The organism is Bradyrhizobium sp. KZN70725 (genome assembly GCF_055264925.1).
Genome location: NZ_JBUYWT010000083.1, coordinates 1 through 21,044 on the forward strand (window position 1 = coordinate 1; position 21,044 = coordinate 21,044).

Here is a 21,044-nt window from a genome sequence, read left to right on the forward strand (position 1 = left end):
TGGGCCATGATCGGCACTGCGGGCAGGCTCGTTGGCCACTTCTACATCCACAATGGCGACGATTCAGCCTTCGTTTGCGAACGCGGCTGAGTTCTTCAACGGCCTGCTAGGTCCTGCGCCGAGTCGAGCCCACGGACACCATCCGATCTACGATCGGCTGTCAGCGTGTTGTACATACGACATGTATATACATTCGTTAAGACCGAAGTGCGGGATCGTTAGACAGACGAACCCGCCTGTCCTCGAGGATCAGACCGCCAGACTGTGCGTAGCCCCGCACCGAGGAAGGTGAGCATCGAACGCCGAGGCGACGCTCCGGACGAGGAACTCGGCGCCATCGGCCAGTGAAAGCCGGCCATTGTCAACTACGACGACGCCATCTGCGATAAGGCTGTCGAGTCTGGGCCGATCGACAACGGCCGACTCCGGATCCCTGCCGTGACGGCGAGACGTCTCGGACAGATCGATTGTCATGTCGCACATAATCCGCTCGATGATCTCCGCCCGGTAGCGATCATCATCAGTCAGTAAATAGCCCTTCGCCGTCGCGAGCCGATCCTCGGTGATGCGGGCGAGGTAATCCCTGGTCGAGACGGCATTCGCGACGAACCCCTGTTGCAGGCAGCCGATGGCGCTGGCACCGAGACCAATAAGGGCGTCCGCGCAATCGTCAGTGTACCCCTGGAAATTGCGCCGCAACCTGCCGTGCTTCGCCGCCACAGCGAGATTGTCGTGCGGCAGGGCGAAGTGATCGATGCCGACCCGTACGTATCCAGCGTCAACCAAAGTGTGAGCTACCATTTCGGATTGGAGATAGCGCTCGACGCTGTCGGGCAGAGTGGATTCGTCGATCTTGCGTTGATGCTTTTTGAAGGTCGGAACGTGCGCGTAACCAAAGGCCGAAAACCGGTCCGGATACAATTCGAGGCATTTGCCGACGGTATCAAGGCACGAATCGACCGTCTGCCCGGGCAGCCCATACAACAGGTCGAAATTGATCCGGCAAATGCCGGCGTGGCGTAACCGCTCGACCGAAATTGCGGTCTGTTCGAAGCTCTGCGGGCGGTTGATGGCCTGCTGGACGACCGGGTCGAAGCTCTGCACGCCAAGGCTTGCCCGGTTGACCCCGCTATAGCCCAGGGCTTCGGCCATCGGATTGCTCAACATGCGGGGATCGATCTCCACGGCGATCTCGGCATCAGGCAGGAGGGCGAACGAATAACGCAACGAGCCGACCAAGTCGGCGAATGCTTCAGGTGTCAGGATCGTCGGCGTGCCACCGCCGAAGTGGATATGAGAGATTGGCTGTCGTTGGCCAACGGCTTCTGCAACGAGGTAGGCTTCAGTGCGCAATCCAGCCGTATAGATCGCGATCGGATCGTCGCGTTTCGTGACAGATGTATGGCAGCCGCAGTACCAACACATGCTTCGGCAAAATGGCACGTGCACGTAGATCGAGGCGGACCGCTGGCCGTCGAGAGACTTGAGCCAAGCTTGATAGTCGAACTCCCGAACTGATGCTGAGAAATGAGGGGCGCTCGGATAGCTGGTGTAGCGCGGTAGTCGGTGCTGCCCGTAGGATTGTGCTAGGTCCGGTCGCATTGCGATGCCTCTCTCGCTCTCTGGGCGCCCGATTATCGGACAGGTGCATGGTAAGCTTTGCGCTGCCTCAAATATCGCAGGTTACTGATGGGCTGGCCGGTAGGTCATGCCAGCGGCGCATACATCATGCTTTGAATTGTGTGAAGCGGTCGCACGGCAGGAATGAGCCTCCTTGGCAATGCACCTCCCATGAGAGCGAGAACGAGACGAAACGAAGCAGCAAACGGATCTTTCTCGAAATTGACATCCGACAGCTCTGCTGTGCAGAGCGAACGTTCCGGGATTTGCGGTATCCGATTATGTTTGGATCAGACCGTTTAAACGTTCGGCCATGCCGCTTGCGCCTCCAGTTGAAGCAAACGATCGTCAGGCGGAGAAGCCTATCGCCTGTGCGTAACCTGAGGGCAGGCGAGGCGATCTTCCTTTCGAGTCCCATGAAATGATGTCCAATTCCCTGGCGAAGCGGCAGCGATCAATGTGGTCCATCTCTCTCCGCATCGTGTCGCGGGTTGCCGGCCAACGCGCTTGAAAACGCAAGTGCGCTCCGTTCGGCCTCAGCTTCTTGTTCCAATTGTAGAATATGCGCTCTTAGCGCGTCGGAAGCCGCTTCAGCTGTCTCGCTGAATAGCGGATCTCCGTGATCGGTGAGGGCGGAAGCGACTTCGGCCCAATCCTGAGCCGATAAAGCCGCAACGGCGGCTGGGAAGAAATCTCGTTCTTCCCACATCATGTGGTGCCGCTCGCGTACTATAAAGTCGCGTACGATCTTGCCGACGTCTTGCCGAAGGACTTCACGATCTGCCAAGACGCCATCAATGGCGCGAGCGAAGTGGTGCAAGCGGTCGATGACTTCTTGATGCTCATGCGCGAGATCGCCGACCATTGCGGCCGCATCCGGATCGCACCTCTTGAGCTTGGAAAAGATCAAGTCTTCTTGAGGATGATGATACACCTCAGGGTAAACCTCGAAATAGCTGATAATCGCGCGGATCACCTCATAGTCCGGACGATGTCCTTGCTCAAAAATCTCCAATTCGCGTTGAAGGGCGACCAAAAGCAGATCAATATTGCGATGCTCTCGAAGCAAGCGACCGATGATCATTGCGGTGCTCCATGGAGGAAAATGTAAACTAGCGGCGATTTGTGCCCGGATCGCCCAAGCCGCAGTTTGATGTCCTTCTGCGCTGTATTTTCCAGCACTGCTCGGCGCACAGAAGGAGTGCGCCGCCCTGCCTGGAGCTGGCGCAAATCACTTAGCCAGAGTTCTGCGCAAGGCGGTTGGACAATGTGTTCTTGCTGAGCTCGACGCGGCGAGTGGTCGGCAGGGCGATCGCGCCGTTCTGCTCAAGTTGAGTGAAAGTGCGCGATACCGTCTCGATGGTCAAGCCAAGGTAATCTGCAACATCCTGCCGTGACATGGGCAGATCGATGGCCGCGCTCTTCGTAGTGCGCCGAGATATGTCGAGCAGGAACGCGATGACCCGATCTTCTGCGCTGCTGATCAGGAGCATCGAATGCGCCTGGAAACGGCGGAGCTCAAGCGCCATCGCGTCCCAGAGTTGCCTTGCGAGTTCCCTCTCGTGGCTGGCGCGAAAGATGACAGCGGTGCGCTTCACCATCAGCAGGTGCGTCTCGCAGATCGCCTCGGCCGAAGAGATATGGCTTTCTTCAGCCTCAAAGCCAAAGATGTCACCGGGCAAATAAAACGCGCCGATCTGACGACGTCCGTCTTCCAGAATCTTGTAGGTTCGCACAGCACCCGATACCACCTGATAAAGGTATTCGGCTGCTTCGTCCTCTCCGTAAATCTCGCTATTGCGTGTGAACCGCATCGGTGTCGCAATCATACCAAGCGGTCCACGATTGTCAGATTGCCCACGCAAGACGTTGGGTGGATGGCGGTTGGTCTCAGTAAGGATGGCGGCCCGGGCGTACATGGCGGACTTTGCTTGCGAACGTCGATGAGACGCAGATTGGCCGCTCCTGACAAACTGTGAAATCTAGATGTTTTACCTAAGTAGAAGCCACTAGGTATTTACACGTAAGTTCATGATCAGTTCCTCTTGAACGACGCGCGACGCGGGTCTCCTGTTACTCGAACACGCTCAAATCAAATTGGGCCAGCTTTGAATCGGAAGCTGTATGCTGGCCGGCCGCCGCGGAAACAATCGAACGCGCACGGCCGCACCGGTGGAGGGTTCCAAGAGCTGTCTCCACCGTCACTTTCAGCCCGCCGCAGGAAGTCGCCTTCGCAAATCATGACTCTGATCCTGGTCGGCCGTGGCTCATCGACGTGGACGACGGCCCGGTCGTCACTTCATGTGGTCCGAGTTGGAAGCTGAATCATAGAGCTAGTCTCGCGCGACATATTGACCTGGCTCAACGGCCCGCTCTGCCGCACTCCCGCAATCCTAGAACCCGGAGGAAAATCGTGGTCTAGCCTCATGTTGAGCTCGGGCATCGTCGGATGCCGATCGCGACAGCATTTTGATGGCATCCTCGCGGATCTGGCGACATGCCGCCCGTACGGTCTGGCCCTCAGTGTGACATCAGGACCGGGATGTTGATCCCGCGAAGCATATGCCCCGCGGTCCCGAGCAGCCTCTCCTGCAGCCGAGAGCAACCGTATCCTCCCATCACCAGCAGGTCGAGGCTCTCGTCGGCCGCAAGCGACAGGAGGGCGCGCCGCGCTGCCCGAGATGTCGGAAGTGACACGACCCTCGCAGGAAGTCCTGATTTTGCAAGATACTCTCCCAGATGCGCGGTGGAACTCTCTGCCGGGACCTTGTCCGGAGCGGTGGTCGCGATGATGGTGAGGGCATCGGCTTTACACAAAAGTGGCGTCGCGTCGTGCAACGCACGGGCCGCACGGCGGCTGCCGTCCCAGCAAATCCCTACCCGTCTGATCGAGAAGGCGCCGTGGAAGGTAGGCGGCAGGTACAGAACTGGCCCGCCAGCCTGGAAAAGAATCTCCCTAGGTATAAAATTGTCGTAACTATCGTAGCCGCTCTGAGGCTGTGTAACGATGGTCATGTCGTGGACTCGCGCGCTTGCACAGATGATGCGGCGCGCGTCTGCTGGAATCGCGCTCAGCGCACGACTCGTATAGGAAATGCCGGCAGTCCGCGCCTGGATGTCGAAGATATGAAGTGCTGCTTCAGCCCGCTCCAACGCACGCGTCTGCTCAACGTCGAAAACAGCGGTAACTGCCGTTACGCCCATTGCAAGAAGCGGAATAATGGTTCTCTCGTAGCCGATGGCTACAACGTCAAGATGCGCGCCGGTACTCAGTGCAAACGAAATCGACCCGTTGATTGCAGCCCGCGCCGGGAGCTCCGTCGGAAGGTGAACCAGTATGTTCCCGAGCACTGTCGTTCTCCGAAGTCAAAGACCGCTGCCTCGGAGTACAATCCGGGCCAACAATTGATCCGTTTCACATGCCGCCGCTGACGCACAATCTACGCCTGCCAAGAATCCGCAGAGGATTGAGGTGCCTCCGCATCGGGAACATGACCTGCTCGGTGCGATCTGCTGACCGGTCGGAGCACACAGCTTGATGCTTGAATAGGACATTCGGTCGCTTGCGATGTTGCTAGAGTCCGGCGGCGATGGCTATTCGCATCAACTCGGACATGCTGCGAACATTGGTCTTGGCCATGACGTTCGCCCGGTAAACCTCGACCGTTCTCGGGCTGATACCAAGATCATGGGCGATCACCTTGTTGATCTTGCCGGCCAGTAGTCCCTGCAGGACATCACGCTCGCGCGACGAGAGTTCTGCCAGGCGGGCTTCGGCCTGGAGTTTCACCGCATCGTCCGCTGGCTCGGTTGGCCTTGCTTCCAAGGCGCTATTGATCGCACGCAATAGCACCTCGTCTTCGAAGGGTTTCTCGATAAAGTCGACCGCACCCGCTTTCATCGCTTCGACTGCCAGCGTTACGTCGCCATGACCAGTTATAAGGATGACGGGACAGTCGACGCGATCCGCCTTCAGTTTGCGGACCAGTTCCAGGCCGCTCATGCCCGGCATGCGGATGTCCGACACAATGCAGTCAACCGGACCACTCGCGGCGTCACTGAGAAAGCCGCTCGCCGTCTCATAGGTTGCCACGCAGAAACCTCTAACATCAAGCAGAAACGCGAGCGAGTCCCGCATCGCGGCGTCATCGTCGATCACAAGAATGCGCCGCATGGTCATGCTTCCTCATTGGCCTCCGCAAATGGCAGGGTAAAGTGAAACACCGTGCCGCCGCCAGGATTGGCTTCCACGACGATGTGGCCGCCATGGGACTCGATGATCGTCCGGCAAATTGATAGTCCCACACCCATGCCATGCTCTTTGGTCGTGACAAAGGGTTGGAACAGGCGATTGGCGACATCAGGGCTGATACCAGAGCCCGTATCGGCGACGGTAAACCTGGCGAGGCCGTCGACTTTGGCAACTCCGACCGTCAATTCGCGACGCGGGCTGGAAGCCATCGCCTCGATCGCGTTTCGTATCAGGTTCAGCGCGACCTGCTGGATCTGGATCTTGTCCACGATCATCGATGGCAGATCGCGATCGCTGCGGATCGTCACCCGCACGCCTTGATCCTTGGCGCCGAGCAAGGCCAGAGCGACCGCCTCTTCAAGCATGGTGAGTGGATTCTCCATTGTGTGCTCCGTCTCGCCTTTGGCAACGAATTCCCGCAGGCGCTTGATGATTTCGCCGGCGCGCAGAGCTTGCTGGGTGGCATGTTCGATGGCATCACCAATACGGTTGGCGTCCGGCTTGTCTGACGCCAGCAGCGTCTTAGCGCCGCGCATGTAATTTGTGATTGCGGAGAGCGGCTGGTTGATCTCGTGGGCAATAGACGAGGCCATCTCACCCATGGCGGTCAACCGCGAGACGTGCACGAGCTCAGATTGCAGTTCCTGCAATCGCCGTTCCTGCGCTCGCCGTTCGGTGAGGTCTCGGATGAAACCGGTAAAGAATCGTTCGCCGCGCACTTTGGCCTCGCCGACGGCAAGCTCCATCGGAAAGGTCGAGCCGTCGCTTCGCTCGCCGACCACGATACGGCCGATGCCGACAATGCGCCGCTCTCCGGTAGCCAGATAGCGTTCAATGTAGCTGTCATGCTCGGCGCGGTAGGGCTGCGGCATCAACCTGGATACATTCGCTCCGACCACTTCGTCCGGAGACCAACCGAATAAACGCACTGCCGCGGCGCTGAACGAGCGAATGAGTCCCTTCTCGTCAATCACGATCATGGCTTCCGGGACAGTGTCCAGGATCGACTGCAGATGGGCTTGCCGGTGCCGCGCCTGCTTTGATTCTCGCCGCAGCCGATCGCCCACGAAGCCGAGCAGGGGCCCAAGTACCGCGAGTCCGGCTATATCGATCATGTTTGCGGAATCGGAGATGAGGTTGTTCCCAAGACATGCCGCGCTGATGATAAGGCAGAGCAGCGTAGCGAAGATGGCCGGTCCGCGGCCGCCAGCGAAAGCGGCAAAAACGATGACTGGAAGGTAGATGATCGTGAACGTGCGGTCCTGAAGATATGGATCCAGGGCCGCACGAAGCACGAGCGCCAGCGCGGCAGCCGCCGCGGCTGTGCCGTAGCGGTACCAGATGTGGTCGGACATGTTTCCCGGCAAACCCTCTCATTCGATCGACTGTACATAATTTGTCTATGTGAGGCGACCGGATGCAGCCACCTTTCGTTGCACTACCAATTGTGTGCAGGGCGGCCGCCGCTATCTCGGCCAGATGCGCCAGTGCGTGGGCTGCACAGTGACGTGCTCTCCGGTCGTGGCCTTGATCCAGCCGCCGAAGATCCGGCGGCAAGGAAAGACCAGCCGGTGAATGATATTACCCTCGATCACCGCGATCTCCAGCTCCCGGTCAAAGGGCGCCGTTTCAATGCGCTCCCAGGTCAAGTTGCCAATAGATCCTGGACGGTGTTCATCGCCGTTGACTGACAAAATCAGGCAACCTTTCGAGTACTACGGGAGAGATCGCTCGGTCGCTGCGCCAACAGCACAGCCTGATCTCGCCTAAGCGGCGCATGGTCTCGATCACGCCAGTTGCGGTCCGGATGCTTTGGGGCGCAGCCGATCCTGTCGTGCTGGGACGTGTTCCGATCGCCCGACCGAAGTATAAAGGCTGCGAAGCAGTTCCCGGGATCCGGTCGAGTCGAACCGGACCAGTTTAAGCCAGCGTCGGCTGGTATTGATGACCGTTGTACAGCAGCTGGAGTGGACTGCCGTTCCCGCAAGTGTGCCCGCGGCGGGACAATTGTCGCCGTGGTCTGTCATGTCGAACATCCTTTGTCGGTCGGAAGTTTCCCCGTTCCACGAAGTGACCGTGGGGCGTGGAGTCTTGATGCCGTCGAACGCGCTCTTGCGAGCCAGGCGGCGTGTCCGTGCGGGAATGGTATGACGCCGGAATTCGCTTGATGGCATTCAGATGGGCCAGCTGCGCTCGGCCCGACCATCGCGCCGATCCGCGGGTCGATGAAGTGGCCAGCATCACACGCGGCGTAGGTGACCGGGTGCAGCTCGCTCGGATGCGTCCGGCAGCAGTTCGTGAGCCGAGTCGCCGGTATTTGGATACGAAAAGATGATGGGGCGTCAAGTCTTTCTATCTGCCATGTATCTGAGCTTGACTGGAAAGTCGTTTCTATCCGCAAGCCGCCACCGCCGTATTGATGCAGGTCAAAAAAACTGATCCGCGTCTAGAACGGGGGCGAGGACGAGTAGCCAATGCCAATGCGTTGCCGGTATCACGTAGTAAACCGGCTCATCCGGCAGGGCCGCGCATCGATCCACGCGACACGCCAGCGTGTAGCGGGTTTGATGGAAATCAAAAATGTCGGACGCGCAATGTGCGAATGCTGAGGCTGCGCAGCGTACGGGCATTGCATCATGACAGCGCGTGCCATTGAGCTGCGAGAGTCGCAAAGGAGATGCTAAGTTGATTGCTCGCCTCACATTGTCGTTGGTCTTGCCCGCGCTGATCGTAGCCATCGGCTATGGCGCCGAAGTCTTTAACCTTGGGCTTATCGAAACCTTGGCTGCGGCCAGCCTGATCATCGGCTTTGCCGTCGCGGCGGCAGGGTGGACCATCACGAGCGAGATGAAGCCGGTTCGCCTCATTTGCTCACGTGCGGGCAGTTCTCGTCGCCGGTAGTCCTCGGCCGCCGGTGCCGGTCGGAAATGCCTTTGCCCGCTGCCTCGTAATCAGGCGGAGCTGTCGGGAATGCCTTGTGAGACGACCAAGCACCGTGCAAGGTTCGCGGCGTCACAAGCTTCCACATCGCCGGCGATCGAAGTTGGGATTGATCGACAATCGCTATCTGCTCCCAATCGCGTGCGTCCGGCAAAGTTGAGACGCTGATCCAGAAAGTTCTCAAAGGACCGGGAAGACGAAGCTGCTGTTCCTGAGCCACCTCAACCAGATGTGATCCGCCAAGCCCGGACGCTTGGTGATCTGCAGCTTCTTCGGGAAAGAGCACTCGCATCACCTGCCCAAGTCTCACCCTTATCTCGATGGAGCGAGAATCTTTTTGGGTTTGAGACAAATCAAACACTCGCCTGGCGCGGCTGGCAGAATGCAAGATAAGCAAACGCACAGGAATAGGGTATCATGCCTTCATTTAACGTTCGGTTCATCAAGACCGTTTGTGACGATACCGGTCACGAGCATCGTGCCTGTCAGGCAGCGTTCCGGGTACATGCAGCCTCGCTGAGTGCTGCTGCACAGCAGGCAGAAACCGATTTCTGCAAGCAAAAAGGTGTCCGTGATTGGACCATCTTCGCCGATGCGATGGAGCTTCGAACCCCGCCTGCGTTGCCCCCGGCATGGGGTGGTTAGCCTGAACTCGGCTAGGGAAGTCCACGAATTTTGATCGTAGAGACACTCCGCCAATCCAGGCCGAGATTTACAAAACGTCTTCGCGAGCGTCGATCGAGAGAACAGCTCGCGATGCTGCCGCCAATTGAGCAGGCGGCCCTCTTGTTCGCGACACCCTCGTAGAGCTCGCCCGACATTTGCCGGTCTGCGGTTCTGCGGGCTCGCAGCGCATCGTCGTCCGGCAGGGGCGATCCGGATCGACGATTTTCTCCCACAGACGGGCCTTATTTGATGGATGTCAAAAACAAGTCTGCCGCCGGCAGCTATGGCTGCTTTGAGGGGTATGACACATGGTTAGCCAATCTGGATATGTCCGTCGCCCTTGGGGGTTCAAGAATCTGCTCACCCGGTTACGAGCGAAGCTGTCCCGGACAGCCGAATTGGCCTATTTGAGCGCGCAGGACATCGACGCGATCGCACGTGAACTTAATCTGTCCACGTCCGACTTTCGAAAGATGGCGCAAAATCCCGGCTCTCCTGAACTCTTAAGCAAGCGCCTCGCACTTGCCGGCTTTTCCGAGAATGTGCTGGCCGCCCGCCATGGAGACGTGTTGCGCGATTTGCAGCGGGTATGCGGCCTGTGTCAGACCAAGATCCGCTGCGCGGCCGACCTCAAGCGGCATAGGCCTGTAAATCCCCTCAAAGGCTGCCCCAACGAACATACTCTGCGCGCGCTCGTGCCTGATATCGGCAGCGCTCCGCGGCGTTTTGGCGATTGATCGCGCTCGATCGTCCCGTCCCCCGAAAATGTGATCTCCTGGCAAGCCCGCTTTCAAAGAGGCCAAGACATGACAAGCCCATCCGCCACCTCGAAATCCATGACCATGGGCGAAGCAGGCCTGATGTCGGTATTCGCCGTTTCTGCCTATGTTTGCTATTTCGCAGGAGCGATGGGGCACGATCCTGCGTTTACCTTCCACGCATTGATCTCGTCCGCCGCCAGCCTGGCCGCCGCAAGCGTTATCCTCAATCGCTACTACGAACGCCCGGCACAATTGCCGCCGGCGCAGATCAAGGGGAGGCCGAATTACAATCTCGCTCCGATCAAATTCGCCTCAGTGATGGCGATGTTCTGGGGTATCGCAGGCTTTTCGGTCGGCGTTTTTATCGCCTCGCAACTTGCCTGGCCCGCACTGAATTTCGATCTGCCTTGGACGAGCTTCGGCCGACTCCGCCCGCTGCATACGTCGGCCGTGATCTTTGCGTTCGGCGGAAACGTGCTTATCGCGACCTCCTTCTACGTCGTGCAGAAGACCTGCCGCACGCGCCTTGCCGGCGATCTTGCGCCGTGGTTCGTGGTAGTCGGCTATAATTTTTTCATCCTGATCGCGGGCACCGGCTATCTGTTCGGCGCCACCCAGTCAAAGGAATACGCCGAGCCCGAATGGTACGCCGATCTCTGGCTCACCATCGTCTGGGTCACTTATTTCATCGTGTTCCTGGCGACATTGGTGAAAAGGAAAGAGCCGCACATTTTCGTCGCCAACTGGTTCTATCTCGCTTTTATCGTCACCATTGCGGTGCTCCACCTCGGCAACAATCCAGCATTACCGGTCTCCGTGTTCGGTTCGAAATCCTACATCGCCTGGGGCGGTGTGCAGGACGCCATGTTTCAGTGGTGGTACGGCCACAACGCGGTCGGCTTCTTCCTGACCGCCGGCTTTCTGGCCATCATGTACTACTTCATTCCGAAGAGAGCCGAGCGCCCGGTCTATTCCTACCGCCTCTCGATCATCCACTTCTGGGCGCTGATCTTCCTCTACATCTGGGCCGGCCCTCACCATCTACATTACACCGCGCTGCCGGATTGGACGCAGACCCTGGGCATGACGTTCTCGATCATGCTGTGGATGCCCTCATGGGGCGGCATGATCAACGGCCTGATGACGCTCTCGGGGGCGTGGGACAAGCTGCGCACTGACCCGGTGCTCCGCATGCTCGTGGTCTCGGTTGCCTTTTATGGCATGTCGACGTTTGAGGGCCCGACCATGGCAATCAAGGTCGTCAATTCGCTCAGCCATTACACCGACTGGACAGTCGGCCACGTGCATTCCGGCGCGCTGGGCTGGGTCGGATTTGTATCGTTCGGTGCGCTCTATTGCCTGATTCCCTGGCTTTGGAAGCGCGAGCTGTACAGCCTCAAGCTCGTCAACTGGCACTTCTGGATCGCCTCGATCGGGATCGTGCTCTACATCTCGGCGATGTGGGTGTCTGGTGTCCTGCAAGGCCTGATGTGGCGCGCCTATACCTCGCTAGGGTTCCTCGAATACTCGTTCATCGAGTCGGTCGAGGCTATGCATCCCTTCTACCTCATCCGCGCCGCGGGAGGCGCAATGTTCCTGATTGGAGCGCTGATCATGGCCGCCAATCTCTGGATGACCGTGAATGCAAAGCAAACCGATCAAATCCAGGACACTGGAGCGCTCCAAGTCGCGGAATAGGTCATCGCATGTCTCTTTGGAACCGACACAAGGTCTTTGAGAAGAACTCGATCATCCTGATCGCAGGCATCCTTGCCGTGATCGCGATCGGGGGGCTGGTCGAGATCACGCCGCTGTTCTACCTCAAAAGTACGATCGAGGCCGTGGATGGCGTACGACCATATACCCCGCTTGAGCTTGCAGGCCGCAACATCTACGTGCGCGAAGGCTGCTATCTGTGTCACTCGCAGATGATCCGGCCATTGCGTGACGAGGTCGAGCGCTACGGACATTACTCGCTGGCCGCCGAGAGCATGTATGATCACCCGTTTCAATGGGGCTCGAAGCGTACCGGCCCGGACCTCGCACGCGTCGGCGCGAAATATTCCGATGAATGGCACGTCACGCATCTGACCAATCCGCGGGCCATCGTCCCGCGGTCGGTCATGCCCGGATACCCGACGCTGGCGCACACCGAGCTCGACCTGACCGACATGGCCGCACATCTGCGCACCAACCGGGCGGTCGGCGTCCCCTATACCGAAGATCAAATCAAGAACGCGGTCGCTGACTTGAAGACCCAGCTCGATCCTGACAGCGCGGACCTCGCCTCGTTCCAGAAACGCTATCCGAAGGCAGCTGCGCGCAATTTCGACGGAAGCGTTGGAAATCCGACCGAACTCGATGCGCTCATCGCCTATCTGCAGATGCTCGGTACGTTGATCGATTTCAAGCTCTACGACGAAAAAGCCAATCTGCGCTGAAGGATCTTGTGATGAAAGCCGTCATTTCCATCGAGAACCTGGCGTCAAGCTTCGTCGTAAGCCTCTGGACGCCGTTGTTTGTCGGCATCTTCATGGCCGTCGTTGTTTATGCGCTGTGGCCCGGCAATAAGCGGCGTTTTGACTCTGCGGCGCGCATGCCGCTGTGCCGAGATTGACAGACCATGACTCACCGCAACGACTTCGATCGGATCTCCGGCCGCTCCACGACGGGACACGAATGGGATGGCATAAAGGAGCTCAACACGCCGCTGCCGCGTTGGTGGATCTCGACCTTCTACGCCACCATCCTTTGGGCGATCGGTTATTGGGTCGTCTATCCGGCCTGGCCGCTCCTCTCCAGCTACACGACCGGCGTATTTCAACATTCGACCCGCGCGAGTGTCGTCAGCGATCTTGCCGGGCTCGAGAAGCTGCGGGGCGAGAAAATGGCGGTTCTCGGCAAAGCGTCTCTGACAGAGATCGAGACGGATCCGGCCCTGCTGGCGCTGGCCCGTGCCCGGGGCAAGACGGTGTTCGCAGACAATTGCGCGCCATGCCATGGCAGCGGCGGCACAGGTGCCAAGGGTTATCCCAATCTAAACGACGATGACTGGTTGTGGGGCGGATCGCTCGATCAGATCCAGCGGACCATCCAGTTCGGCGCACGTTCCGGGCACGCCCAGGCCCATGAGGGGCAAATGCTGGCCTTCGGTCGCGACGGCATCCTCAGGAAAGATGAGATCGCCACAGTAGCGAATTACGTGCGATCGCTGTCCGGCCTGTCAATAGACGCCAATTTCGATGCCGCGGCCGGCACAAGGATCTTTGCCGACAATTGTGCGGTCTGCCATGGCGAGAACGCCAAAGGCAACCATGAGCTCGGCGCGCCGAATCTGACGGACCACATTTGGTTGTACGGCTCGGACGAGGAGACGCTGATCGAGACGATCAGCTATGGCCGTGGGGGCATCATGCCGGCCTGGAGCGGGCGATTCGATCCCATCACGATCAAGGCACTTGCTGTCTATGTGCACTCGCTCGGTGGTGGGCAATAGGCGAGATGAGCCGAGAAGCCACCGGCCCATCGACGAGGCTCTAGGTCAGTCACCCGTGCCAGATGTAAGGTCGGCCATGAAGCTAGCCCTGAACGAGACTGGTCCGCGCGATGACGCGCCGATCGGTGAAGATGGGCCTCTCTATACAGCTCATAGGAAGGTCCATCCGCAGAGCGTCTGCGGCACTTTCCGCACGATCAAATGGCGGCTGATGGTGGTGTGTCTGGGCATCTACTATTTGCTGCCGTTCGTGCGTTGGCGTCGTGGCTTAGGCGCTCCTGACCAGGCGGTGTTGCTCGATTTCCCGAACCGGCGGTTCTACTTTTTCTTCATCGAGTTGTGGCCGCAGGAGCTTTACTACTTCACCGGGCTGCTCGTGCTTGCCGCGCTGGCACTATTCTTGATGAACGCGCTGGGCGGACGTATTTGGTGCGGCTATCTCTGTCCGCAAACGGCATGGACCGATCTGTTCTATGCCGTAGAGCGTTGGGTCGAGGGCGATCGTCGCGACCGACTGAGGGCCGCCGCACGCCCGATGACAGTGGGGCGGGCGGCAAAGCGCGTGCTAAAGCACGCGGTCTGGTTGATGATCGCCTGGTGGACCGGTGGTGCCTGGGTGCTCTACTTCGCCGACGCGCATACATTGGTGCGCGATCTGGCGACATTCCAGGCGCCCGCGATCGCCTATATCTGGATCGGGATCCTGACCGCTACGACGTACCTGTTGGCCGGCTACATGCGCGAACAGGTTTGCGTGTATATGTGCCCCTGGCCGCGCATCCAGGCCGCGCTCACCGACGAGTGGGCACTCAATGTCACCTACAAATACGATCGCGGCGAACAGCGCTGCTCGTTGAAGAAGTCATTCGATCTGCGCGCGCGGGGCGAAAAGATCGGAGACTGCATCGATTGCAATCAATGCGCGGCGGTCTGTCCGACCGGCGTCGATATTCGCAACGGCGCCCAGCTCGGCTGCATCCAGTGCGGGTTATGCATCGACGCCTGCGATACCGTCATGAAGAAGATCGGGCGTGCAGGTCGCCTGATTGGTTACGACAACGACATCAATATCAGGCGCCGCATGGAAGGCAAGCCGGAGGTCTTCAAGCCGGTACGCCCGCGGACGATCGTATATGCGTCTTTGATCTCGGTCGTCTGTGCGATGATGCTTTATGGGTTGTTGTCCAGAACACTGCTCGACGTCAACGTGCTGCACGATCGTAATCCGATGGCGGTCAGGCTCAGCGATGGTTCGATTCGCAACGGCTACACGGTGCGCTTGCTTAACAAGCTCACCTTCGACCGTGTCATTGCCATCGACATCGATGGGCCGCCCCAAACGTCCATCCACGTCGTCGGCGTAGATTCTGTGACCGTGGAACGACCGACGATTGTCTTGGCTCGCGACACCACGACAGAACTTCGCTTATTGGTGACCGCGCCGGCCGACGACATGTCGGAACGGTCGATGCCGGTGACATTTCGAGTCACCGACATTGGCCTCGGTGAGGTTGCCTCCGCAACGGATCACTTCGTGTTCCCCTGAGAATTACTGACGAGATCTTGCCAATGACCGCATCAACTCCAGTCGCGCGGCCCATCACCGGACGCTTTGTCCTGATCGTCATACTCACTTTCTTTTCGGTCGTGATTGGCGCCAATTTGATCATGATGCGCTTTGCCATCATGACGCTGCCGGGAACTGAGGTTGACAGCGCCTACAGCGCGAGCCTCGCCTATCAGCATGAGATCCTGGCGGCGCGGGACCAGAACGAGCGAAGCTGGCAGGTGCAGGTACACGTCCAACGGCAGTCCGATGGCCGGGCGGTGCTTGCGATCGAGGCGCGCGATCGCGCAGGCGCGCCTCTCGTAGGAATGAATTTCGAGGCCCGGCTCGAGCGACCGGTGGACCGCCGGGCCGATCGCGCGATCAATGTGGCGGAGCGCAGTGCCGGAAACTACCGAGGGGACGCCGAGGCAGTCGCTGTCGGGCGGTGGGATCTCGTGATCGAAGGCGGCGCTGACGGCCGCCGCATGTTTTTGTCGAAAAACCGCATCGTCTTGGACTGAGGGCACATGAGCATGCAGGCGGACATCGACTTTTCGCACTATTTGAAGAGGACAGGCACAGGCTTCGTCCAACTCGACCTCGCGGTAGAAGGGATCAATTGCGCGGGCTGCATAGGCAAGATCGAGCGCAATCTATCGAGCATTCCGGACGTGACCTCGGTGCGCGTGAATCTCACCGACAACCGACTGGCGCTGGAATGGAAAGCAGGCGCGCTCGATCCAGCGCTATTCATCAAGCGGCTCGCTGAACTGGGCTATCGCGCATATCCCTTTCAGCGGGACAATGCGGAGACACTGGAATCGGAGCGGGCGCGGGACTTGCTGCGGCGGCTGGGCGTGGCCGCTTTTGCCGCGATGAATGTTATGATGCTCTCGATCCCGGTATGGTCCGGCAATGTCTCGGACATGCTGCCGGAGCAGCGCGACTTCTTTCACTGGATCTCCGCGCTGATCGTGCTGCCCGCCGCGGCTTATTCGGCGCAGCCGTTCCTCTCCTCAGCTTTTGCCGCGCTACGGGCGCGCGGGGCCAACATGGACGTGCCGATCAGCATCGGCGTCTTGCTCGCGTTGGCGACTTCGCTGATCGAGACCATCGCTCATGCCGAGCATGCATATTTTGACGCGGCGATCATGTTGATCGCCTTCCTACTCGCAGGCCGTTATCTCGACCAGAACGTGAGGCGGCGCACCCGCGCCTTCGCCGGCAATCTTGCCGCGCTCAAGGCGGAGACCGCCGCGAAGTTCATAAGCCCGACGGACATCAGAACCGTTCCGGCATCAACGATCAAACCAGGGGACGTCGTGCTGGTGCGACCCGGCGAATGCTGTACCGTCGATGGCGACGTGATCGACGGCCGCTCCGAGGTCGATCGAAGCCTCATTACGGGTGAGACCTTGCCCGCGCTCGTGGCGCCCGGCAGCGCAGTGTTCGCCGGTACATTGGTGCGATCGGGTACCTTGCGCGTTCGCGCGTTGGCGGCCTCGCAGGACACGCTGCTCGCCGAGATTTCTCGGCTACTTGATCATGCCCTGCAGGCGCGCTCGCGCTATCTGCGCCTGGCCGAGCGCGCTTCGCGGCTCTATGCACCGATCGTCCATGCAACTGCCTTCCTGACGATGCTCGGTTGGCTTGCCTCTGGCGCAACCTTCCATGATGCGATCGTCACGGCGATCGCGGTCTTGATCATCACCTGCCCTTGCGCGCTGGGTCTGGCTATACCGGCGGTGCAGACGGTGGCGTCCGGCGTGCTGTTCCGGTCCGGCGTGCTGCTCAACGCCGGGGATGCGATTGAGCGCATGGCCGAAGTGAACCGGGTGGTCTTCGACAAGACCGGAACGCTGACCTTGCCGGAGCTCGATGTCGCCAATCTCGCCAGCGTTCCCGACGATGTCGTCAAATTGGCGGGCCGGCTTGCATTGTCGAGCCGCCATCCGGTCGCCGCGGCCGTGGCGCGAGCTGCTGGCGCAAGCGAGCCGCTGGCCGATATCGAAGAGGAGCCGGGGCAGGGTGTCAGGGGTTACTATCAAGGCTCGGAGATCCGGCTCGGCCGCCCGTCCTTCTGCGGCGCTGACAGCCTCGCCGACGAGACTCTTTGCCGTGATCCAGAGGCTTCTATCGTCGCCTTTAGCCACGGCGACAGCAAGCACGTCTTCGCCGTCCGCCAACGCATGCGGCCAGACGCGCCCGAGGTCGTCGCGGGCCTCGCGAGCCTTGGGGTCGCGGTAGAGATCGTGTCGGGAGATCGCGAGCCGGCAGTTCGGCGCACGGCCGCGACGCTCGGCATTCAAAATTGGCGCGCCGGCGTCTCGCCGACGGATAAGGTCGCCCGGGTCGAAAGCCTGACGGACGAGGGATACAAGGTGCTGATGGTCGGCGATGGCTTGAACGACGCGCCCGCGCTGGCAACGGCTCATGCCTCGATGTCGCCTGTTTCGGCCACTCATATGAGCCAGGCGGTCGCTGATGCGGTCTTCCTCGGTGAGCGTCTTCGGCCCGTGATGACGGCGGTTATGACCTCGCGCAAGGCGCTGCGGCTGATGCGGCAGAACCTTTGGCTCGCTGTGGTCTACAATGTCCTGGCGGTGCCGGTTGCGATCGCCGGCCTGGTGACGCCGCTGATTGCCGCCGCCGCGATGTCAGGTTCGTCCGTGCTGGTCATGCTCAATGCGCTGCGGGCGCGAAGGGGCGAGGCAGTCTGATGGAGGTTCTGCTCTATCTGGTTCCAGTCGCTCTTGCACTGGGCTTCGTTGGCCTGCTCGGCTTTCTGTGGTCGCTGAACAGTGGTCAGTATGACGATCTCGATGGCGCGGCCTGGCGTGCCATCGCCGATGACGAGCCCGAGGAGGCGCCGGTCCAAATAGTGCAGATGAGCAAGCGTGATTGCGGAAGTGGTGGTCAGCGCTGTGCAGGAGAGCGCTAGCTCGGCCGTTCCGGTGGCCCGTGGCGCAAGTGAGAGACGCGCGGTCGCAAAGACAGGCAGCGACAACTTGTTGAGCAGGGCAATTCGTGCAGACGCGATGCGAGAAGGTCGGCGATATGGGGGCGAGGACGTCGGCGAGCCAAGCCGTGGAGTTTACCTCGTTGAGGCGACAGGTCGTGATCATCGTCAACATGATGGCGGCCCGGTTGGCGCCGCGCTGGCTGCCGGTGAAGCTCCCGTTCCACCTGCCCAAAACGATGCCTCTCAATGCACGCTCAGCACGATTATTGGTCAAGCAGATCCTGCCATCGTCGAGGAAGCGGACGAAGTCGTCCCAGCGCCTGAGCATGTATTTCATGGGATTCAGGACCTCGGAGGGCCGCGCGCGCTCCAACAATCGCTCGGCCGCGTGCCAATCCTCTTTCGCTTTCTTGTCTTCGCTCAATCCCTGCACTTTACTTATCTCGCCCCGATCGATGCGCTGTGCAATTTTTATCAGCTTGCCAATGAACGTCTCAATCAGATTCATGCGAGGATAACCGGCTTCGAGATACGGCACGGCAGGGAAGTTGTCCGGTAACATTTTTAGGGAGGCAATGCGCCCTTCGTCGTCACGAGGATTACCCTCTCCGTGAATAGCCGATGAGAGAGCGAATGAAGGAGGAGCGAATCGCGGAAGCCTCGTCGCGGATTTGCGAGAACGATCCGGATCAACTGTGGCTTGGCACCCATGCGTGCACTTGCGGCGCTGCCGCTTTGCAACCAGAGCAATGACGAGTCCTCGGCTCCCATGTCGCCGGAAGCTTCATTGGCCGCGAGAAAGGTAGGTCCTGAACCCCATGAAACCTGCGACGATTGAGAGCCGCGGGGGCAGTTTCATTTTGCGGATGGGGGGATGCCTTGTTCCACAAGCGACGGCCTCGTCAGCTTCTGGAAAGCCTATCCAGATAGGATCAGCTCAATTGATTTCTTGGACGTGAGGCTAGCGTGGACCCGTACAAGTCCGATCCATCCAATGTAGCAGCTTGGTCCCAGGTGCAGCACGCCGTCTTGGAAGAGCACCAGGGCGGCCATGCCGCGCAAGCGGGCTTTGAGCAGCACTTGGCCGAGGCGCGCCCACCCGATCCGGGTCCTGTCTCTGGTGGCGGCCGCAACCACCATCCCCATCTCTCTGCAGAACATCGGGACATTATCGATAAGGCGATTGCCCAATATGCGGATCAGAAGAGCCCAAACGTGAAGACGGTTAAGCGCTATACTCAGGCGCTTCGCCGACTTGGAAATCATCTTGGCGCTCATCGCCAAACGATTGTTCTGGGGGACCACGAGTCCTTGGTCCGTCACGTCAAGACTTACTTCCCAAAGGACGAAGACATGAAGAAGGGGTTGAATATCCTTCGTTCGTATTATGATCCAAGCTATGTAGCTTCTGGCGGGCGGCCGCGCACGATCCCCTCAGCGGAAGACGCGCCCCTCTCAGAGCGGCTTAATGCCAGCGGCATGACGTCCGGCAGCGCTGCTCGTCATGATCGTAGTCTTCGCAGATTTTCTAACGCCCTTAAATCTGCGGGCTACTCGATAGCCGGGCTAGACCACGCTGCGCGCATTGAATTTGCTCAGAAGTTGTTCCCGAAGGACGAGCATCTATTGTTCGCGTTAGGCAAGGTCGGCGATGCCGACCACGTTTCCGGAGTGGGTGTGTCTCGGAAACCCCGCGGTCATGCTGTCCCGTCGCCCACATTGCATCTTTATCCCGATGACGCCCGCATCATTGATAGCCTGGAAAAGGCAGAGCTGAGCCTGCTCAAATCCGAGGATACTAGCCGGAGAAAAGTTGTTCAAGATCTGGCCGGCAACCAACGAAGATTCGGTGCTTGGCTCCAAAGGAATGGGCGAGGGAGCATAGTGAGCCGGCTCACCGGCACCAGTGAGCAGCAAAAGTCGTTGAACGACGATCACACGGACTTTAAAAAAGCCAGTCGAAACGCTGACATGGGCTTCGATCGTCTTCGGAGCTACCTAAGGCTCGTCGAGGCGAACGCTGCGCTGGGCGTCTCCCCTGAGCAGGCGGGTGGAGAGCCGAGGCGTGACGAGTCGAGCTCAACGTGGTCGCCGCACCTGCCGCTGGATTTTGAGTGGCCGACGCCGGAAGCGGTACCAGAGGGGTCGTCGGCGATCTACCGAGGTCTCGGCTCTTTCGTTGACCTGCCGTACACCTCGCAGGAAGTGAGAGACGATGCTCAGTCAGCGCCGGTGGGTAGGGCTGCCGCCAGACCGCCGCTCTTCACCGGACCATCGGACGCGCCAGCTCAGTCGCCAGACACCTTCCGCGGTCTTCAGTCTTTCGTTGATCTGCCGTACACGCCGCAGCAGATGCGCGACGATGCTCAGTCAGCGCCGGTGGGTGGGGCTGTCGGCAGACCGCCGCTCTTCACCGGACCATCGGACGCGCCAGCTCAGTCGCCAGACACTTTCCGCGGTCTTCAGTCTTTCGTTGATCTGCCGTACACGCCGCAGCAGATGCTTGACGATGCTCAGTCAGCGCCGGTGGGTGGGGCTGCCGCCAAACCGCCGCTCTTCACCGGACCATCGGACGCGCCAGCTCAGTCGCCAGACACCTTCCGCGGTCTTCAGTCTTTCGTTGATCTGCCGTACACGCCGCAGCAGATGCTTGACGATGCTCAGTCAGCGCCGGTGGGTGGGGCTGCCGCCAAACCGCCGCTCTTCACCGGACCATCGGACGCGCCAGCTCAGTCGCCAGACACCTTCCGCGGTCTTCAGTCTTTCGTTGATCTGCCGTACACGCCGCAGCAGATGCT

General features: G+C 59.7%; 18 protein-coding genes and 2 pseudogenes. 12 read left to right on the forward strand and 8 right to left on the reverse strand.

All coding sequences use genetic code 11. The features are described 5' to 3' along the window. Nucleotides 1–249 precede the first annotated feature (249 nt). The 7 genes from hemN to ACZBJS_RS38910 form a co-directional block, all read right to left on the reverse strand. Nucleotides 250–1,602, reverse strand: a complete 1,353-nt coding sequence (gene hemN / locus ACZBJS_RS38880; RefSeq protein ID WP_229158183.1) for an oxygen-independent coproporphyrinogen III oxidase — start codon at nucleotides 1,600–1,602, stop codon at nucleotides 250–252. Nucleotides 1,603–2,074: 472 nt separating this feature from the next. After that, nucleotides 2,075–2,704 (reverse strand): hemerythrin domain-containing protein, encoded by a 630-nt coding sequence (locus ACZBJS_RS38885; protein ID WP_229158184.1) that lies wholly within the window; start codon nucleotides 2,702–2,704, stop codon nucleotides 2,075–2,077. Nucleotides 2,705–2,855: 151 nt separating this feature from the next. Beyond that, a complete protein-coding gene (locus tag ACZBJS_RS38890) occupies nucleotides 2,856–3,449 on the reverse strand; it encodes a helix-turn-helix domain-containing protein (protein WP_229158186.1) in 594 nt (197 codons plus the stop codon). Between the two features lie 691 nt (nucleotides 3,450–4,140). Then, nucleotides 4,141–4,971: a universal stress protein gene (locus ACZBJS_RS38895; RefSeq protein ID WP_229158187.1), complete on the reverse strand. Its 831-nt coding sequence runs from the start codon at nucleotides 4,969–4,971 to the stop codon at nucleotides 4,141–4,143. A 223-nt stretch (nucleotides 4,972–5,194) separates the two neighbouring features. Continuing rightward, entirely contained in the window at nucleotides 5,195–5,800 is a 606-nt protein-coding gene (fixJ, locus tag ACZBJS_RS38900; RefSeq protein WP_463440048.1) for a response regulator FixJ, read from the reverse strand. Continuing rightward, on the reverse strand, nucleotides 5,797–7,227 hold the full coding sequence (locus ACZBJS_RS38905; RefSeq protein ID WP_229158191.1) for a PAS domain S-box protein: 1,431 nt from the start codon (nucleotides 7,225–7,227) through the stop codon (nucleotides 5,797–5,799). The genes fixJ and ACZBJS_RS38905 overlap by 4 nt, the downstream gene beginning before the upstream one ends. Nucleotides 7,228–7,338: 111 nt before the next feature. Continuing rightward, nucleotides 7,339–7,521, reverse strand: coding sequence for a hypothetical protein (locus ACZBJS_RS38910; protein ID WP_463440049.1), 183 nt, complete (start codon nucleotides 7,519–7,521; stop codon nucleotides 7,339–7,341). A 1,036-nt stretch (nucleotides 7,522–8,557) separates the two neighbouring features. Between ACZBJS_RS38910 and ACZBJS_RS38915 the strand changes: the two genes are divergently transcribed. From ACZBJS_RS38915 to ccoS, 11 genes are all read left to right on the forward strand, one after another. Beyond that, entirely contained in the window at nucleotides 8,558–8,773 is a 216-nt protein-coding gene (locus tag ACZBJS_RS38915) for a hypothetical protein (RefSeq protein ID WP_229158195.1), read from the forward strand. A gap of 456 nt (nucleotides 8,774–9,229) precedes the next feature. Beyond that, complete coding sequence (locus ACZBJS_RS38920; protein ID WP_229158196.1) at nucleotides 9,230–9,457, forward strand: hypothetical protein; 228 nt, start codon at nucleotides 9,230–9,232, stop codon at nucleotides 9,455–9,457. A gap of 419 nt (nucleotides 9,458–9,876) precedes the next feature. Beyond that, entirely contained in the window at nucleotides 9,877–10,215 is a 339-nt protein-coding gene (locus ACZBJS_RS38925; protein WP_229158198.1) for a hypothetical protein, read from the forward strand. A gap of 69 nt (nucleotides 10,216–10,284) precedes the next feature. Then, nucleotides 10,285–11,937, forward strand: a complete 1,653-nt coding sequence (gene ccoN / locus ACZBJS_RS38930; protein WP_463440050.1) for a cytochrome-c oxidase, cbb3-type subunit I — start codon at nucleotides 10,285–10,287, stop codon at nucleotides 11,935–11,937. An 8-nt stretch (nucleotides 11,938–11,945) separates the two neighbouring features. After that, a complete protein-coding gene (gene ccoO, locus ACZBJS_RS38935) occupies nucleotides 11,946–12,680 on the forward strand; it encodes a cytochrome-c oxidase, cbb3-type subunit II (RefSeq protein WP_463440051.1) in 735 nt (244 codons plus the stop codon). A gap of 11 nt (nucleotides 12,681–12,691) precedes the next feature. Further along, on the forward strand, nucleotides 12,692–12,856 hold the full coding sequence (locus tag ACZBJS_RS38940) for a cbb3-type cytochrome c oxidase subunit 3 (RefSeq protein ID WP_229158203.1): 165 nt from the start codon (nucleotides 12,692–12,694) through the stop codon (nucleotides 12,854–12,856). A gap of 6 nt (nucleotides 12,857–12,862) precedes the next feature. After that, on the forward strand, nucleotides 12,863–13,735 hold the full coding sequence (gene ccoP / locus ACZBJS_RS38945) for a cytochrome-c oxidase, cbb3-type subunit III (protein ID WP_463440052.1): 873 nt from the start codon (nucleotides 12,863–12,865) through the stop codon (nucleotides 13,733–13,735). 76 nt (nucleotides 13,736–13,811) lie between these two features. Continuing rightward, nucleotides 13,812–15,281: a cytochrome c oxidase accessory protein CcoG gene (ccoG, locus tag ACZBJS_RS38950; protein ID WP_229158205.1), complete on the forward strand. Its 1,470-nt coding sequence runs from the start codon at nucleotides 13,812–13,814 to the stop codon at nucleotides 15,279–15,281. 23 nt (nucleotides 15,282–15,304) lie between these two features. Then, complete coding sequence (locus ACZBJS_RS38955) at nucleotides 15,305–15,805, forward strand: FixH family protein (protein WP_463440053.1); 501 nt, start codon at nucleotides 15,305–15,307, stop codon at nucleotides 15,803–15,805. Nucleotides 15,806–15,817: 12 nt separating this feature from the next. Beyond that, nucleotides 15,818–18,004 carry a heavy metal translocating P-type ATPase gene (locus tag ACZBJS_RS38960; protein ID WP_463440054.1) on the forward strand — a complete coding sequence of 729 codons (2,187 nt, stop codon included), beginning with the start codon at nucleotides 15,818–15,820 and terminating at the stop codon, nucleotides 18,002–18,004. Beyond that, nucleotides 18,004–18,225, forward strand: a complete 222-nt coding sequence (gene ccoS / locus ACZBJS_RS38965) for a cbb3-type cytochrome oxidase assembly protein CcoS (protein ID WP_229158211.1) — start codon at nucleotides 18,004–18,006, stop codon at nucleotides 18,223–18,225. The genes ACZBJS_RS38960 and ccoS overlap by 1 nt, the downstream gene beginning before the upstream one ends. Here ccoS and ACZBJS_RS38970 read toward each other — a convergent pair. Then, nucleotides 18,222–18,808 (reverse strand): annotated as a pseudogene (locus ACZBJS_RS38970) (IS66 family transposase). The gene ccoS and the pseudogene ACZBJS_RS38970 sit on opposite strands and share 4 nt — an antisense overlap. A 404-nt stretch (nucleotides 18,809–19,212) precedes the next feature. Between ACZBJS_RS38970 and ACZBJS_RS38975 the strand changes: the two are divergent. Then, a pseudogene (locus ACZBJS_RS38975) lies at nucleotides 19,213–21,044 on the forward strand (hypothetical protein); the annotation flags it as partial.